At 67.3% G+C, this 14,686-nt stretch carries 12 protein-coding genes; 7 read left to right on the top strand and 5 right to left on the bottom strand.

The genetic code is table 11. The annotated features are described in order from the left end of the window. A partial coding sequence (locus AC1DYI_RS13375; protein WP_477204609.1) for a DUF5666 domain-containing protein occupies nt 1–1,031 on the top strand: 1,031 nt, incomplete at its 5' end. 65 nt (nt 1,032–1,096) lie between these two features. Here the strand turns inward: AC1DYI_RS13375 and AC1DYI_RS13380 are convergent. After that, nucleotides 1,097–2,167 (bottom strand): ornithine cyclodeaminase, encoded by a 1,071-nt coding sequence (locus AC1DYI_RS13380; RefSeq protein WP_477204610.1) that lies wholly within the window; start codon nt 2,165–2,167, stop codon nt 1,097–1,099. 213 nt (nt 2,168–2,380) lie between these two features. Between AC1DYI_RS13380 and AC1DYI_RS13385 the strand changes: the two genes are divergently transcribed. The 5 genes from AC1DYI_RS13385 to AC1DYI_RS13405 all read left to right on the top strand — a co-directional run bounded on the left by AC1DYI_RS13385 (nt 2,381) and on the right by AC1DYI_RS13405 (nt 9,236). Further along, on the top strand, nt 2,381–2,803 hold the full coding sequence (locus AC1DYI_RS13385) for an Lrp/AsnC family transcriptional regulator (protein ID WP_329723934.1): 423 nt from the start codon (nt 2,381–2,383) through the stop codon (nt 2,801–2,803). Nucleotides 2,804–2,834: 31 nt separating this feature from the next. Further along, nucleotides 2,835–4,877, top strand: a complete 2,043-nt coding sequence (locus tag AC1DYI_RS13390; protein WP_477204611.1) for a UvrD-helicase domain-containing protein — start codon at nt 2,835–2,837, stop codon at nt 4,875–4,877. A gap of 54 nt (nt 4,878–4,931) precedes the next feature. Next, on the top strand, nt 4,932–6,533 hold the full coding sequence (locus tag AC1DYI_RS13395; RefSeq protein WP_477204612.1) for a sensor histidine kinase: 1,602 nt from the start codon (nt 4,932–4,934) through the stop codon (nt 6,531–6,533). Then, nucleotides 6,530–7,225 carry a response regulator gene (locus AC1DYI_RS13400; RefSeq protein ID WP_477204613.1) on the top strand — a complete coding sequence of 232 codons (696 nt, stop codon included), beginning with the start codon at nt 6,530–6,532 and terminating at the stop codon, nt 7,223–7,225. Before AC1DYI_RS13395 ends, AC1DYI_RS13400 begins: the two co-directional genes overlap by 4 nt. A gap of 103 nt (nt 7,226–7,328) precedes the next feature. Next, nucleotides 7,329–9,236: a potassium transporter Kup gene (locus tag AC1DYI_RS13405; RefSeq protein ID WP_477204614.1), complete on the top strand. Its 1,908-nt coding sequence runs from the start codon at nt 7,329–7,331 to the stop codon at nt 9,234–9,236. A 72-nt stretch (nt 9,237–9,308) separates the two neighbouring features. Here AC1DYI_RS13405 and gshA read toward each other — a convergent pair whose 3' ends face one another. The 4 genes from gshA to AC1DYI_RS13425 all read right to left on the bottom strand — a co-directional run bounded on the left by gshA (nt 9,309) and on the right by AC1DYI_RS13425 (nt 13,371). After that, the gene (gene gshA / locus AC1DYI_RS13410) at nt 9,309–10,601 is read right to left on the bottom strand and encodes a glutamate--cysteine ligase (RefSeq protein WP_477204615.1); all 1,293 of its coding nucleotides are present in this window, start codon (nt 10,599–10,601) and stop codon (nt 9,309–9,311) included. 127 nt (nt 10,602–10,728) lie between these two features. Then, complete coding sequence (locus tag AC1DYI_RS13415; protein ID WP_477204616.1) at nt 10,729–12,258, bottom strand: ammonium transporter; 1,530 nt, start codon at nt 12,256–12,258, stop codon at nt 10,729–10,731. Nucleotides 12,259–12,281: 23 nt separating this feature from the next. Next, nucleotides 12,282–12,620 (bottom strand): P-II family nitrogen regulator, encoded by a 339-nt coding sequence (locus AC1DYI_RS13420; RefSeq protein WP_477204617.1) that lies wholly within the window; start codon nt 12,618–12,620, stop codon nt 12,282–12,284. Between the two features lie 25 nt (nt 12,621–12,645). After that, nucleotides 12,646–13,371 carry a TorF family putative porin gene (locus tag AC1DYI_RS13425; RefSeq protein ID WP_477204618.1) on the bottom strand — a complete coding sequence of 242 codons (726 nt, stop codon included), beginning with the start codon at nt 13,369–13,371 and terminating at the stop codon, nt 12,646–12,648. Between the two features lie 283 nt (nt 13,372–13,654). Here AC1DYI_RS13425 and AC1DYI_RS13430 point away from each other — a divergent pair. Next, nucleotides 13,655–14,686 (top strand): YifB family Mg chelatase-like AAA ATPase (locus AC1DYI_RS13430; RefSeq protein ID WP_477204619.1); only part of this gene is annotated, 1,032 nt, incomplete at its 3' end.

Here is a 14,686-nt window from a genome sequence, read left to right on the forward strand (position 1 = left end):
CCAACTTCACCGTCTCGGGTATCAAGGTCGATGCCAGCCAGGCTCGGGTGTCGGGCAGCGGCAGTGTCGGTCTTGGTGCGATCGTCAGCATGGAAGGTGCGGTGGTCGAGGGCACGCTGAAAGCCACCTCCATGACGATCATCAAACCGGCGCCGGTGGTGGAAGTGCCGAAGACGCTGGAAGGCACGATCGGCGACTGGGTCTCGGGCGCCAAGTTCAAGGTCCAGGGCCAGTGGGTGGATGCCAGCGGCGCCACTTTCGTCGACGGAGTCGCGGCGGACCTGGGCAATGGCGCGCGGGTGGTCATCACCGGCATCGTCAAAGGCGAGGTGCTGAAGGCCAAGACGGTCACGTTCAAGGCGCCGCCCGCGGCGCAGACGGTCAAGCTGATGGGCGAGGTGCGTGAGTACAAAGCCAACGCCGGCAGCTTTGAGTTCCTCGGCGTGACGCTGAAGCTGGCCGACGGCGTGGAGTTTGTCGACGGCACGCGTGACACCTTGGCCAATGGCAAGCGGGTGCAGGTGACGGGCGTGGCCGACAACGACGGCATCGTCTGGGTCAGCCGGGTCGACTTCCTGCCCGACCTGGCCAAGACTGCCGCGGTCGTCGGTGGCCGCATCTCGGACCTCAGCACCGTGGGCGGCGGCCACTTCAAGCTGCCGGGCATGGCGGTCAGCTTCAACGACGACACGGTGTTCGAAGGCGGCAGCCGTGCCGACCTGGCCAATGGCGTGATGGTGCTGGCCAAGGGCAAGTTCATCGCCTCGACACGGACAGTCGCCGCGACCTGGATCGAGCTGATCACCGAAGACGCCTACAAGCCACGTGTGGCCGGTGGCATCAGCGAGTTCAAGTCGCTGTCCAACTTCAAGATCGGGCCGCAGCGCATCGACGCCTCTGCGGCGACCTTCATCCACGGCTCGGCGAGCGACTTGGGCGTAGGCGTGCTGGTCGAGGTGGTCGGCGAGCTGACGACTGTCGAGGGTCAGCGCGTGCTGAAGGCGACCAAGCTGCGTTGCCTGACCGAATGATCGGCGTCCTCTGAAACAACAAAGCCCGGGCATGCCCGGGCTCTTTTACGACAGCGTTGAAACGCTCAGGCCACGCGACGCAGCTTGGCGCGAGCGGGCGTGCCACCCAGCACACCGCCGAACAGGTCCTTCGGGTCGTCCAGGCGCGGCACCAGGTCGATCTGGCGCGAAGCTTCCTTCTGTTCACCCAGCAGCAGGTGCAGGAAACGCAGGGCCGAGAAGTCTTCCAGCGCGAAACCGACCGAGTCGAAGATCGTGACTTGGTCGCCGCTCTGGCGGGCGCTGTGGCCGGAGGCGACGATGTCGGCGAACTCGGTGACCGGGAAGTCGGCCGGCAGTTGCTGGATCTCGCCTTCGATGCGCGATTGCGGCTCGTACTCGACGATCACGCGGGCGTCGGCGCGCAGCAGGATGTCGCGGTGCAGCTCGGTCTTGCCGGGGCAGTCGCCGCCGACACCGTTGATGTGCACGCCGGGGCGGATCATCGACGGCTCGAGGATGGTCGCGTTGCGCTTGTCGGCGGTGACGGTGGTGATGATGTCGGCGCCTTCGGTGGCCTCGGCGGTCGACTCACAACGCACGATCGTCAGGTTGGACAGCTCAGGCAGCGCACGCAGGTTGCGCTCCAGCTTGGCGCTGGCTTGGCCGTCCACGTCGTACAGGCGCAGCTCACGGATGCCCAGCATGCGGTGGAAGGCGATCGCCTGGAACTCGCTTTGGGCGCCATTGCCGATCAGCGCCATCACACGGCTGTCCGGGCGGGCCATCCACTTGGCGGCCAGTGCCGACATGGCGGCGGTGCGCAAGGCGGTGGTGACCGTCAGTTCCGACAGCAGCACCGGGTAGCCGGTGTTGACATCGGCCAGAACGCCAAAGGCGGTGACGGTGAGCAGGCCTTCCGAGGTGTTCTTCGGGTGGCCGTTGACGTATTTGAAGGAGTACAGCGCGCCGTCGCTGGTGGGCATCAGTTCGATGACGCCGACGTCGGAGTGGCTGGCCAGGCGGGCGGACTTCTCGAAGAGGGCCCAGCGCCGGTAATCGGCCTCGATTTCGCCGGCGAGGCGTTCGATGAAGGCGCCGGCTCCGATGTGTYGGACCAGGCGTTGGATGTCGGCGATGCCGATGTAGTCGACCATGGGACTCTCGTCTTGCGGTTAGTTGGGCCGGGGTGTCTCGAATGGGTGTTTCACTGATGTCAGTGAGTACCAACAGCAATGCGCGCGGCCCCCGTGCATTGCCTTGACTGGATTTTCGGCAGGACCGCAGCCAACAAGAAGGCAGCAAACTGTGCAATCTGTAAGGCCGATTGCTCAAAACGCTAGAATCGGCTGGCGTTTTGCTCAAATCCCATGGACGACGTCGACCAACAGCTGCTCAGCCTCTTGCGCGCCGATGCGCGCGCCTCGGTGGCCTCGCTGGCCAAGACCTTGCGAGTGGCGCGTGGTACGGTACAGAACCGCATCGCCCGGCTCGAAGCCAACGGCACCATCGTCGGCTACACCGTACGGCTGAAGCCGCAGACCGAGGCCAACCGTATCGCCGCGCTGATGACGATCGCGGTCGAGGGCAATGCGGCTGACGCGGTGATCCGCGCGCTGCGCGGCGACCCGGCGGTGCAGACGCTGCACACCACCAACGGCCGCTGGGACATCGTGGCCGAATTGCGTGCCGATAGCCTCGAAGCTTTCGATCGCGTGCTGAGCCGCATCCGCTTGATCGAGGGCATCGCTCACACCGAGACGAGCCTCCTCCTTTCCACCCACAAGCTCTGACCCAGGCCCTTTCTTGAACGCTGCTGCTTCCATGAACCCGGCCCAGATGGAGGCCGTCCATTACCTGCGTGGGCCTTGCCTGGTGTTGGCCGGCGCCGGCTCCGGCAAGACGCGGGTGATCACGCACAAGATCGCCCGCCTGCTTCAGGTGGGGTTGGCGCCGAAACAGATCGCCGCAATCACCTTCACCAACAAGGCCGCGCTCGAAATGCGCGAGCGGGCCAAGGCGCTGGTCGGACCTAAGGCGGCGAAGGACCTGGCGATCAGCACCTTCCATAGCCTGGGGGTGCGCATGCTGCGCGAAGACGGCGAGCAACTGGGCCTGAAGCCGAACTTCTCGATCCTTGATGCCGACGATGTGCTGGGCGTGATCCGCGATGCGGGCGCCTGCACCGACAACGCGATGGCCAAGCGCTGGCAGTGGACGATCAGCCTGTGGAAGAACCAGGGCCTGAACAGCGACGGTGCGGCAGCGGCTGCACAGAACGACGACGAGCGTGTCGCCGCCCGGGTGATGGCGCTGTATGAAGAGCGGCTCGCGGCCTACCAGGCGGTCGACTTCGACGACCTGATCAGCCTGCCGCTGAAGCTGGTCACGACCTGCCCCGAAGCTCAGACCAAGTGGCTGAACCAGTTCGGCCATGTGCTGGTCGACGAGTACCAGGATACCAACGCGGTGCAGTACGACCTGCTCAAGGGTCTGGTCAACCACCCGGACGAGTTCAAGCGCGGCATGTTCACCGCCGTGGGCGACGATGACCAGAGCATTTACGGCTGGCGCGGCGCGACGATCGAGAATCTGAAGAAGCTGCCGCAGGAGTTCCCCAGCCTGAAGGTGATCCCGCTGGAGCAGAACTACCGCTCGACCAGCGCGATCCTGCGCGCGGCCAACGAGGTGATCGCCGGCAACCCGAAGATCTTCGCCAAGAAGCTCTGGAGCGACCTCGGCGACGGCGAGCCGGTGCGGGTGGCCGAATGCGACGGTGAAGAGCACGAGGCCGACCGGGCGGTCGCGCGCATCCAGGCCCTGCGCGGCAACGATGCGCGCATCAAGTTCGCCGACTTCGCGATCCTGTACCGCGCCAACCACCTGGCCCGCGCCTTCGAGCAGAAGCTGCGCGCGGCGCAGATCCCGTACAAGGTCTCGGGTGGCCAGAGTTTCTTCGACAAGGCCGAGATCAAGGACCTGTGCGCCTGGCTGCGCCTGCTGGTGAACCAGGACGACGACCCGGCCTTCTTGCGCGCGGTGACCACGCCCAAGCGCGGCATTGGCCACACGACGATTGGCAAGCTGGGCGAGTTCTCGCACAAGTGGAAGACCAGCATGTTCGAGGCGCTGTTCGCCGAGAGCCTGCCTGCTGCCTTGCCGGCCAAGGCGATCGGCTCGCTGCATGAATTCGGCCGTTATGTGAACGACCTCGAGCACAAGGCGCGCACGACGACCGGCGCGGAAGACGCGAAGGCGCTGATGCTGAGCTGGCTGAAGGACATCGACTACGAGAAGCACCTGTACGACAGCGAAGACAGCGAAAAGCTCGCCGCCTCGCGCTGGAGCAACGTGCTGGACTTCGTCGACTGGGTGGCCAAGCGCTGCGGTGGCGAAATCACCCAGGAAGGCGGCACCTTCGAGAGCGAGCGCAAGAGCGTGCTCGACGTGGCGCAGACGATCAGCGTCATCTTGAGCCTGGCCGAACGTGGCGATGAGCAAGACCAGGTCGTGCTGTCGACGCTGCATGCGAGCAAGGGGCTGGAGTGGCCGCACGTGATCCTGGCCGGTGTCAATGAAGGGCTGCTGCCGTTCAAGACCGACGACGAGGAAATGACGCTCGAGCGGCTGCAGGAAGAGCGGCGGCTGATGTACGTGGGCATCACGCGGGCGCAGAAGACGCTGGTCGTCAGCACGCTGCGCCGGCGCAAGAAGGGCCGCGACACGATCGCCGGCATCCCGAGCCGTTTCATCGCCGAAATGAAGCTGAACCAGGCGGGCAGCGGCGAAGACCCGAAGGAACGCCTGAAGCGCATCCGGGCCGAGCTGGCTGCCAAGGGGGCTGCGGCCGCGTCAGCAGCCGAGTGAGCGCGGAGCCGGCCCTGATGCCATCCTGACGCAACACCGGTTAGCCTCGTGGGCATGAACGCCTTGACGTCGGGCCGCTCGGGTTGGCAGCGCGGCCTGCAGACCGTGTTGACGCCGGTGCCGCGCGTCGGCCTGAAGCGCCGCCTGCTCGGCTCTGCCGCCGCACTGGTGTTGTGGTTGGCCGCCTGGGCTGGCGCGACCGTGCTGGACCACCATGTGGACCTGGCGAACCAGGCGATGCTGTTCGTCATCGCGTCGGTGATGGCCAGCATCTGGCTGTCGGCGCCGGCGGCTTTTGCCTTTGCACTGGCCTGCACGCTGAGCTTCAACTGGGGCTTCGTGCCGCCGCGTGGCAGCTTGGCTGTCGACCTCGAGCGGCATGCGGTGCTGTTGATGGCGATGCTGATCGTCAGCTGGTTGATCGCCGGGCTGGTGTCGCGCTTGCGCGCGCAGGCCGCGACGGCGCGCGACGCTGCACGCTGGGCCGCGCGGCTGCAGGCCGTGGGCGAGGCGTTGCGCGACAGCGCCGATCCAATGCAACAGGCCGAGCCGGTGGCGCAGGCCCTGTCCGAGCTGGGCGGGGCACCGGCCGCGCTGATGCTGTTGCGCGACGAACTGCCGCAGGCCGACCAGGCCGACGCGGCTTGGCAACACGGCACGCTGGACGCCGACGAGCGCGCTGGCCTGTGGTTGTGCCTGCGCCAGTCGCAGGCTTTCGGGCCGGGCACCGGCCGCCACGGCGAGCAGCCGGCCTGGTACCTGCCGCTGCGTTCGCGGGGCGCCAGCTACGGTGCCGCGCTGGTGCGGCTGGCCGAACCCGAGCACGCGGCCGATGGCACGCGAGCCCGCGCGCAGGCGCTGTGTGACTTGATCGGTGTGGCGCTGCAACGCGCTGTGCTGGCGCGACAGACCGAATCGGCCCATGCGCTGGCGCAGACGCAAGGGGTGCGCAACGCGCTGCTGGCTTCGATCTCGCATGACTACCGCACGCCACTGGCGGTGATCCTCGGCGCTGCGTCGTCACTGCAATCGCAGGGCGACCGCCTGTCGTCAACCCAGCGCGAGCGCTTGGCCGCACAGATCGTCGACGAAGTCGAACAGTTGAGCCGCATGACCGACAACACGCTGCAGCTGGCCAGGCTCGATGCGCCAGGGGTGATGCTGCGGCTCGACTGGGAGTCGGCCGAAGAGATCGTCGGCACGGCGCTGGCCCATGCGCGGCGGCACCAGGGCGAACGGCGGCTGCGTGCGCGCCTGGAGCCCGGCTTGCCGCTGTTGCGCTGCGATGCGATGCTGCTGTCGCAGCTGTTGGACAACCTGATCGACAACGCCATGAAATACAGCGACGGCCCGGTCGAGCTGGTGGTGCGCCAGCAGAACCCCTTGCCGGGCGAGACTGGCGACGCGCAGGTCGTGCTCGCGGTGCGCGACCGCGGCGCCGGCATCGCACCGGCCGAACGCAGCAAGGTCTTCGAGGTCTTTCAGCGCGGCGACGGCGCCACCGCGGCGCGCGGCGCCGGYGTCGGCTTGGCCGTCTGCCGCGCGATCGCCCGGGCCCATGGGGGTGAGTTGAAGTTGCGGCCGCGGGCCCATGGCGGCAGCAGCTTCGAGCTGTGGTTGCCGGTGCTGCCGGTGCCGCAGGAGGAGGGTTCGTGATTCGAGTTCTGCTGGTCGAAGACGACCGTGACCTGCGCAYGACGCTGCGCGACGGGCTGGCGCTCGAGGGCTATGAAGTCAGCACGGCCGCCAGCCTGAGCGAAGGCCTGGCGTTGTGGACGCATGCGCGGCCGGCGCCAGACCTGGTGCTGCTGGACCTGGGCCTGCCCGACGGCGATGGTGAAACGCTGCTGGCCACGCTGCGCAAGCGCGACGCGGTGCCCGTGCTGGTGATCTCGGCGCGCCAGGCCGACGGGCAGAAGATCCGCCTGCTCGACGCCGGCGCCGACGACTACCTGGTCAAACCGTTCAGCATCGGCGAGCTGCTGGCGCGCCTGCGCGTGGCGCTGCGCCACCGCGGCACAGCGCTCAAGCCGGCGCTGACCCACTACGAAGCCGATGCGCTGGTGGTCGACCTGGCGGCGCACCGCGTCAGCCTGCGCGACGAGCCGGTCCACCTGACGCCGACCGAGTTCAAGCTGCTGGCCCGGCTGGTGCGCAGCGCCGGCCAAGTGGTGACGCACCGCCAGCTGCTGGCCGACGTCTGGGGCGAAGAGTTCACCGAGCACACCCATTACCTGCGGCTGTACATGGGCCAGCTGCGCGCCAAGCTCGAAGCCGACCCGGCCGACCCGCGCCGGCTGCTGACCGAGCCGGGTGTGGGTTACCGACTGTCGGAGCCGGCGGCCTGAGCCGCCGTTCATGGTGCCCGGCGGCCCCGCCGCTTTACATATCTTTATGCGTTCCTGATGCCCGGCTCGCGACCATCGCGGCCAGATCAACCAGGGAATGCACATGAGCTCCACCACCGCCTTGGCGCCCCAGTCCGCCAGTGGCCTGCAACGTTCGTCGCTGGGCGCCTTGACGCTGGGCGCGATCGGTGTCGTCTACGGTGACATCGGCACCAGCCCGCTGTACACGGTCAAGGAAATCTTCTCGCCGGCCACCGGCATCGCGCTGACCGCCGACAACCTGATCGGTGCGGTCTCGCTGATCTTCTGGGCCCTGATGCTGATCGTCACGTTGAAGTACGTGGTGCTGATCCTGCGGGCCGACAACCGCGGCGAAGGGGGCGCATTGGCGCTCACCGCCCTCGCCACGCACGCGGTGGCGCACAAGCCGCGGTTGCGCCTGGTGCTGCTGACGCTCGGCGTCTTCGGCGCGACGCTGTTTTATGGCGACAGCGTGATCACCCCGGCGATCTCGGTGCTGGGCGCGATGGAAGGGCTGGAGATCGTCGCCGACGACCTGAAAGCCTGGGTGCTGCCCCTGTCGATCACGGTGCTGGTCGGGCTGTTTGTCGTACAGCGCCTGGGCACCGCGGCGGTGGGCCGCGCCTTCGGGCCAGTGATCGTGCTGTGGTTCGTCGTGCTGGCGATCACAGGCATCCTGCACATCATCGAGCATCCGGCCATCCTGGCCGCGCTGAACCCGCTGCGCGCCCTGGCCTTCCTGCGCAGCAGCGGTTGGCAGGTCTTTGCGCTGGTGGGCGCGGTGGTGCTCGCGCTGACTGGTGCCGAAGCGCTGTATGCCGACATGGGGCACTTCGGGCGACTGCCGATCCAGCTGGCCTGGGGCACGCTGGTGCTGCCGTCGCTGGCACTGAACTACCTCGGCCAGGGCGCGCTGCTGATGGGTGACCCGACGGCACTGGAGAACCCCTTCTTCCGCCTGTTCCCTTCGGCCTGGGTGTTGCCTGCAGTGGGCCTGGCCACGCTGGCCGCGGTCATTGCTTCGCAAGCGGTGATTTCCGGGGCGTATTCGATGACGCGCCAGGCGATCCAGCTTGGCTTCCTGCCGCGCATGACGATCCGTTTCACGTCGGCGCGTGAAATGGGCCAGATCTACATGCCGGCGGTCAACTGGGTGCTGCTGGTGGGCGTGATCGGTGCAGTGCTGGGCTTCGGCAGCTCGACGGCGCTGGGCGGCGCCTACGGGATGGCGGTGACGCTGACGATGCTGATCACGACGGTGCTGACCTTCTTCGTCGTGCGCGAGGGCTGGCGCCTGCCGGCGCCGCTGGCTTGGGGCGCGACGGCGCTGTTCCTGACGCTGGACCTGCTGCTGGTGGCGAGTTGCACCGTCAAGCTGTTCGACGGCGGCTGGTTCCCGCTCGCACTGGGCTTGCTGATCTTCGGCCTGATGAGCACCTGGGCGCGTGGCCGCGCGCTGGTGATGGACAGCATCGAGAGCGACGGCCTGGCGCTGGCGCCGTTCATCGCCAGCCTGGACCTGTCCGACCTGCAGCGCAGCGGCCGCACGGCCGTCTACCCGGTCGCCAACCCCGAGATGGTGCCGCAGGCCTTGCTGCACAACCTGAAGCACTACCAGGTGCTGCACGACCGCAACCTGATCCTGACGGTGCACTACGAAGAGGTGCCCTGGGTGCCGGCCGAAGAACGGGTCTCGGTGCAAGACCTGGGCAATGCCTTCTGGCGCGTCGGCCTGCATTTCGGCTTCATGGACACGCCCGATGTGCCGCAGGCGCTGGCGCTGGCCGAGAAGCAAGGCCTGCATGTGTCGGCCTTCGAGACCAGCTTCTTTCTCAGCCGTGAGACGGTGGTGTCGACCCCCGGCACCGGCATGGCCAGCTGGCGCGAGCGCGTCTTCGCCGCGATGACGCGCAACGCGCGCAGCGCCGCCGAGTACTTCCGGCTGCCCGACAACACGGTGGTCGAGCTGGGCACACGGGTGCAGATCTAGAGCCGAGGTTGAAAGGGCAAACCCAGTTTGCCTGCGCAGATGTTGCGCAGGCCAACAGCCCCGGCCCTTGCCTTACTCGTAGACCTCGGCGTTCGGGTCGGTGGCTTCCAGTTCGTAGGCCGCGGCCAGCATCGCCAGCCGGCCGATCACGCCGTACATGTAGAAGCGGTTCGGCGCGCTGGCGCCGGGCTTCTCACCCGGCTTGGGCAGGTGGTGGCTTTCGGCGAAGGCCAGCGGCACGAAGCTCGCGCCGGGTGCGTTGAGGTTCTGGTCGATCCCGCGGTCGGCGTGGATGCGGTAGAAGCCGCCGACGACATAACGGTCGATCATGTAGACCACCGGCTCGGCCACTGCGTCGTTCATGCGCTCGTAGGTTGGCACGCCTTCCTGGATGATCACCTCGCCGGTCGGCTGGCCACCGGTGATCGAGCTGTGGCGGGCGCGGAAGCCGGGGTCGTCCAGCTCTTTCGCATCGCGCACGGTCATCAGCCCCAGGCCGCTGGGGCCGTTGTCGGCCTTGACGACGACGAAGGGCTTCTCGTTGATGCCGTATTCCTTGTGCTTGCGGCGGATCTTGGTCAACACCGCATCGACGTTGCTCTGCACACAGTCCAGCCCTTGCGGTTGCTGCCAATCGACCTGGCCGCACTGGGCGTGCATCGGGTTGATCAGCCACGGGTCCATGCCCAGCAGCTTGGCGAACTTCTTGGCCACCTCCTCGTAGGCCTGGAAGTGGCGGCTCTTGCGGCGCAGGCCCCAGCCGGCGTGCAGCGGCGGCAGCAGGTACTGCTCGTGCAGGTTGTCCAGCACCTTGGGCACGCCCGCCGAGAGGTCGGTGTTGAGCAGGATCGTGCAGGGGTCGAAGTTCTTCAGGCCGAGCCGGCGCTTGCTACGCAGCAGTGGTTCCAGCTCGAGGTGGCTGCCGTCAGGCAGGTCCAGCGTGCCGGGCTCGTTCAGCCGCTCGTCCAGCGTGCCCAGGCGCACGTTCAGCCCGGCCAGCGAGAAGATCTGCGTCAGCCGCTGCAGGTTCATCAGGTAGAACTTCTTGCCCAGCAGGTGCGGCTCGGGCACCAGCAGCAGGTTCTTGGCCTCGGGGCAGATCTTCTCGATCGCCGCCATCGCCGCCTGCACCGCCAACGGCAGCATGTCGGGCGTCAGGTTGTTGAAGCCGCCCGGGAACAGGTCGGTGTCGACTGGCGCCAGCTTGAAGCCGGCATTGCGGATGTCCACCGAGCTGTAGAACGGCGGCGTGTGCTCCATCCATTCGAGCCGGAACCAGCGCTCGATCGCCGGCATCGACTCCAGGATGCGCTGCTCCAGCTCGTTGATGGGGCCGGTGAGCGCGGTGACGAGGTGCGGGACCATGGCGACAGCAATGCAGATGGAAAGTCGATTTTGGCAGATGGGGTTGCCAGGCTTGATTTGCAACTCCGCCCAGGTCCATGAAAAAGGGCTGCCCGCAGGCAGCCCTTGGTGGGAACGGGATGTCGGCTTACTTGTTGTAGGCCGTCTCGCCGTGCGAGGTGATGTCCAGGCCTTCGCGCTCTTCGTCTTCCGGCACGCGCAGGCCGATGACCAGGTCGACGATCTTGTAGGCGACCAGCGAGACCACGCCCGACCAGACGACGGTGATCAGCACCGCCTTCAGCTGGATCCAGACCTGGGCCGCGATCGAGTAGGCGTCCGGCGCGAGCATCGCGACGGTCGTCCAGTCGGCCACCGAGCTCGGGCCGCCCAGGTTCGGCGAGTTGAAGACGCCCGTCAGCAGGGCACCCAGGATGCCGCCGACGCCGTGCACGCCGAACACGTCCAGCGTGTCGTCGGCGCCCAGCAGCTTCTTCAGGCCAGTCACGCCCCACAGGCAGGCGAAGCCGGCGACGATACCGATGACCAGCGCGCCACCGACACCGACGTTGCCGGCCGCCGGGGTGATGGCGACCAGGCCGGCGACTGCGCCAGAAGCGGCACCCAGCATCGAGGCCTTGCCCTTGTGCAGCGCTTCACCGATCGACCAGGCCAGCACCGCGGCCGCCGTGGCGACAAAGGTGTTCATGAAGGCCAGGGCGGCAAAGCCGTTGGCTTCCAGCGCTGAACCGGCGTTGAAGCCGAACCAGCCCACCCACAGCAGCGCCGAGCCGACCATCGTCAGCGTCAGGCTGTGCGGCGCCATCGACTCTTTGCCGTAGCCGATGCGCTTGCCGACCATGAAGGCGCCGACCAGGCCGGCGACCGCGGCGTTGATGTGCACCACGGTGCCGCCGGCGAAGTCCAGCGCGCCCATTTGCCAGATGTAGCCGGCCTTGGCGGTTTCGGGGCCCACGTCAGCCGCGGTCTTGAACGCATCCGGGCCGGTCCAGAACCAGACCATGTGGGCGATCGGCGCATAGCTGAAGGTGAACCACAGCGCCATGAACAGCAGCACCGCCGAGAACTTGATGCGCTCGGCGAAGGAGCCGACGATCAGCGCGCAGGTGATGCCGGCGAAGGTGGCCTGGAACGCGGCGAAGACGATCTCGGGGATGTAGACGCCCTTGCTGAACGTGGCGCCATTGGCGAAGGTGCCGGCGACGTTGTCCCAGATGCCCTTCATGAACAGCCTGTCGAAGCCGCCGATGAACGGGTTGCCCTCGGTGAACGCCAGGCTGTAGCCGTAGATGACCCACAGCACGACGATCATCGAGAAGGTGACCATCACCTGCATCAGCACCGACAGCATGTTCTTGCTGCGCACCAGGCCGCCGTAGAACAGCGCCAGGCCAGGCACGGTCATCATGATGACCAGCAGGGTGGAGACCATCATCCAGGCGGTGTCGCCCTTGTTCGGCACAGGAGCCGGTGCGGCGGCGGCCGAAGCGGCATCAGCCGGCGCGGCTGCGGCCGCAGCGCCCGAGGCCGCAGCTTCCGCCGCGGGGGCGGTGGTGGTGGCCGCCGGCGCCGAGGCGGCGCCGTCCTGCGCCAGCGATACCCCGGCGAAGCCCAGGGCCGCGAGGCCCAGGGCGAGGGAGGCAAGAAGTTTTCTCATGGTGCGGTTTGTCTCGGATGTAGTTAGAGGGCGTCCTTGCCGGTCTCGCCGGTCCGGATGCGCACGACCTGCTCCAAGGCAGAAACGAAGATCTTGCCGTCGCCGATCTTGCCGGTGCGGGCCGAGGCCTCGATGGCCTCGATCACGCGGTCGACGAGCGCGTCGTCGATCGCCGCTTCGATCTTCACCTTCGGCAGGAAGTCGACGACGTACTCCGCGCCGCGGTACAGCTCGGTATGGCCTTTTTGACGACCGAAGCCCTTGACTTCGGTCACCGTGATGCCCTGGACGCCAATGGCGCTCAGGGCCTCACGCACTTCGTCCAGCTTGAACGGCTTGACGACGGCGGTCACCATCTTCATGGTTGTTTGCTCCTAGGTTAGGGCTTCAGAAGTTGTACTTGACGCCCAGCACGACACCGGCCTTGCCGAGGTCCTTGCCGTTGGGCCCGACGTAGACGTCGGTGTCGGTATCGACCACGGCCAGGCTGGGCACCAGGCCGTTGAAGTCCTTGCTGATCGCCAGCGAGTAATCGGTGTAGCTGGCGTCGCCGAGGTGCCGCACCGTTTGGTGGCCGATGTGCGGAGCCAGCGTCCAGCCGGCGCCGACGTCGAACGACGCCGACAGGTCGACGTAGCCGCTGCCCTTGCTGTCGGCAAAGCCGAACAGGTTGGTCAGGCTGTGCGAATACTTCAGCGTGAACATCGCGTAGCTCAGCGCTGCGTAGAGTTCGGTCGTGTTGGCGCTCGGGTGCAAGTCGTTACCGGGGTACTGGTAGGTCAACGCACCGACGTCCAGCGTCAGGTTCTTCGCAATCTCGCCCTTCCAGCCGCCGTACAGGTCGATCTCGATATCGGCGTTGCCGCCGGCGTCGTCGATCCACTTGATCGTCGAGGCCCAGGTGCCGAGGTACAGGCCGTTGGCCAGACCCAGGTCGATGCCGCCTTGCAGCGCCGGCTGCAGCCGGGTCTGCGAGATGCCCCGGTAGCGGTAGTCGCTGACCGCGCCGATGTTGAAGGTCAACGACGTATCGGCAGCTTGTGCCGCGGCAGGCGCCAACAGCGCGGCCGCCAGGGTGGTGGCCAGCAGGCCCAGGCTCTTGTTTCTCGTCATTCGCGCACTCCTCAATGCAAATGGACTCCCGCCGGTTTGATTGCAGCTTCCGTGCCTGCGGGCCCGACAGCGCAGTCACAAGCGGAAACGATGCACAGCGGTGCATCGACAGTGATCGAGGACGCACCAAAGGCGATCGTTCGATCGAATGAGCACCAAGCGGGTGCGTTGCGGGCTCCCCCAAGCGGGGGAAAGGCATTTCCAGCGCGCCTGCGCACAATCCCGGGGACATTGGGGGCGAACTGGCGATGCACCGGCGCCCTCGTCGAGGGAGGTTGTTTGCATGTCGTTGGCCGTTGTCGCCAGCCGCGCCCTGGATGGGCTCGCGGCGCCCGAAGTCCGGGTCGAGGTTCATCTGGCCAATGGCCTGCCCAGCTTCACGCTGGTCGGGCTGGCCGACACCGAGGTCAAGGAGGCTCGCGAACGGGTGCGTGCCGCGCTCGCCGAAAGTGGCTTCGCCTTCCCGCACAACAAAAGGATCACCGTCAACCTGGCGCCGGCCGACCTGCCGAAAGAATCTGGCCGTTTCGACCTGCCGATCGCGCTGGGCATCCTGGCGGCGCAGGGGCTGGTCGATGTGCGGCGGCTGGTGGGTGTCGAATTCGCTGGCGAGCTGTCCCTAGCCGGCGAGTTGCGACCAGTGCGTGGCGCGTTGGCGCTGGCCTTGGCGGCGCGAGAGGCGACACCGCGCCCGACGCTGGTGCTGCCGCTGGCCAGTGCAGCCGAGGCGGCGCGGGTCGACGGGCTGGACATTCGCGCCGCGCGGCACCTGGCCGATGTGGTCGAGGCGCTGCAGCCGGTGGGCGAGGGCGATGCCATCCGACCGGAGCTGCCCCGTGCGCGTGCAGAGCCCGATGTCAGCGTCGCGGCGCTGACCGACTTGCGCGACGTCAAGGGCCAGTCGGCCGCGAAGCGCGCGTTGGAGATCGCAGCCGCCGGGAGCCACAGCGTGCTTTTGGTCGGTCCGCCGGGCACCGGCAAGTCCATGCTGGCGCAGCGGCTGGCGGGTTTGCTGCCGCCGATGAGCGACGACGAGGCTTTGTCGACCGCGGCCCTGCACAGCATCTCGGTGCGAGGCTTCGAGCCGGCGCAGTGGCGTGTCCGGCCGGTACGCAACCCGCACCACAGCGCCAGCGCGGTCGCCCTCGTCGGCGGCGGCTCGCCACCGCGGCCCGGTGAGATTTCGCTGGCCCACGGCGGGGTGCTCTTCCTCGACGAGCTCCCAGAGTTTCCACGGGCAGCGTTGGAGGCCTTGCGCGAGCCGCTCGAGACCGGCCAGATCACGATCTCGAGAGCGGCGCGGCAAGCTCAGTAC

This window comes from Ideonella sp. P3_A4 (genome assembly GCF_056403075.1).

Bases quoted from the DNA above. Each gene is read 5' to 3' on its own strand.
- AC1DYI_RS13385 (WP_329723934.1), top strand. From the start codon at position 2,381: ATGGACGACGTCGACCAACAGCTGCTCAGCCTCTTGCGCGCCGATGCG.
- AC1DYI_RS13390 (WP_477204611.1), top strand. From the start codon at position 2,835: ATGAACCCGGCCCAGATGGAGGCCGTCCATTACCTGCGTGGGCCTTGC.
- AC1DYI_RS13405 (WP_477204614.1), top strand. From the start codon at position 7,329: ATGAGCTCCACCACCGCCTTGGCGCCCCAGTCCGCCAGTGGCCTGCAA.
- gshA (WP_477204615.1), bottom strand. From the start codon at position 10,601: ATGGTCCCGCACCTCGTCACCGCGCTCACCGGCCCCATCAACGAGCTG.
- AC1DYI_RS13415 (WP_477204616.1), bottom strand. From the start codon at position 12,258: ATGAGAAAACTTCTTGCCTCCCTCGCCCTGGGCCTCGCGGCCCTGGGC.
- AC1DYI_RS13420 (WP_477204617.1), bottom strand. From the start codon at position 12,620: ATGAAGATGGTGACCGCCGTCGTCAAGCCGTTCAAGCTGGACGAAGTG.
- AC1DYI_RS13425 (WP_477204618.1), bottom strand. From the start codon at position 13,371: ATGACGAGAAACAAGAGCCTGGGCCTGCTGGCCACCACCCTGGCGGCC.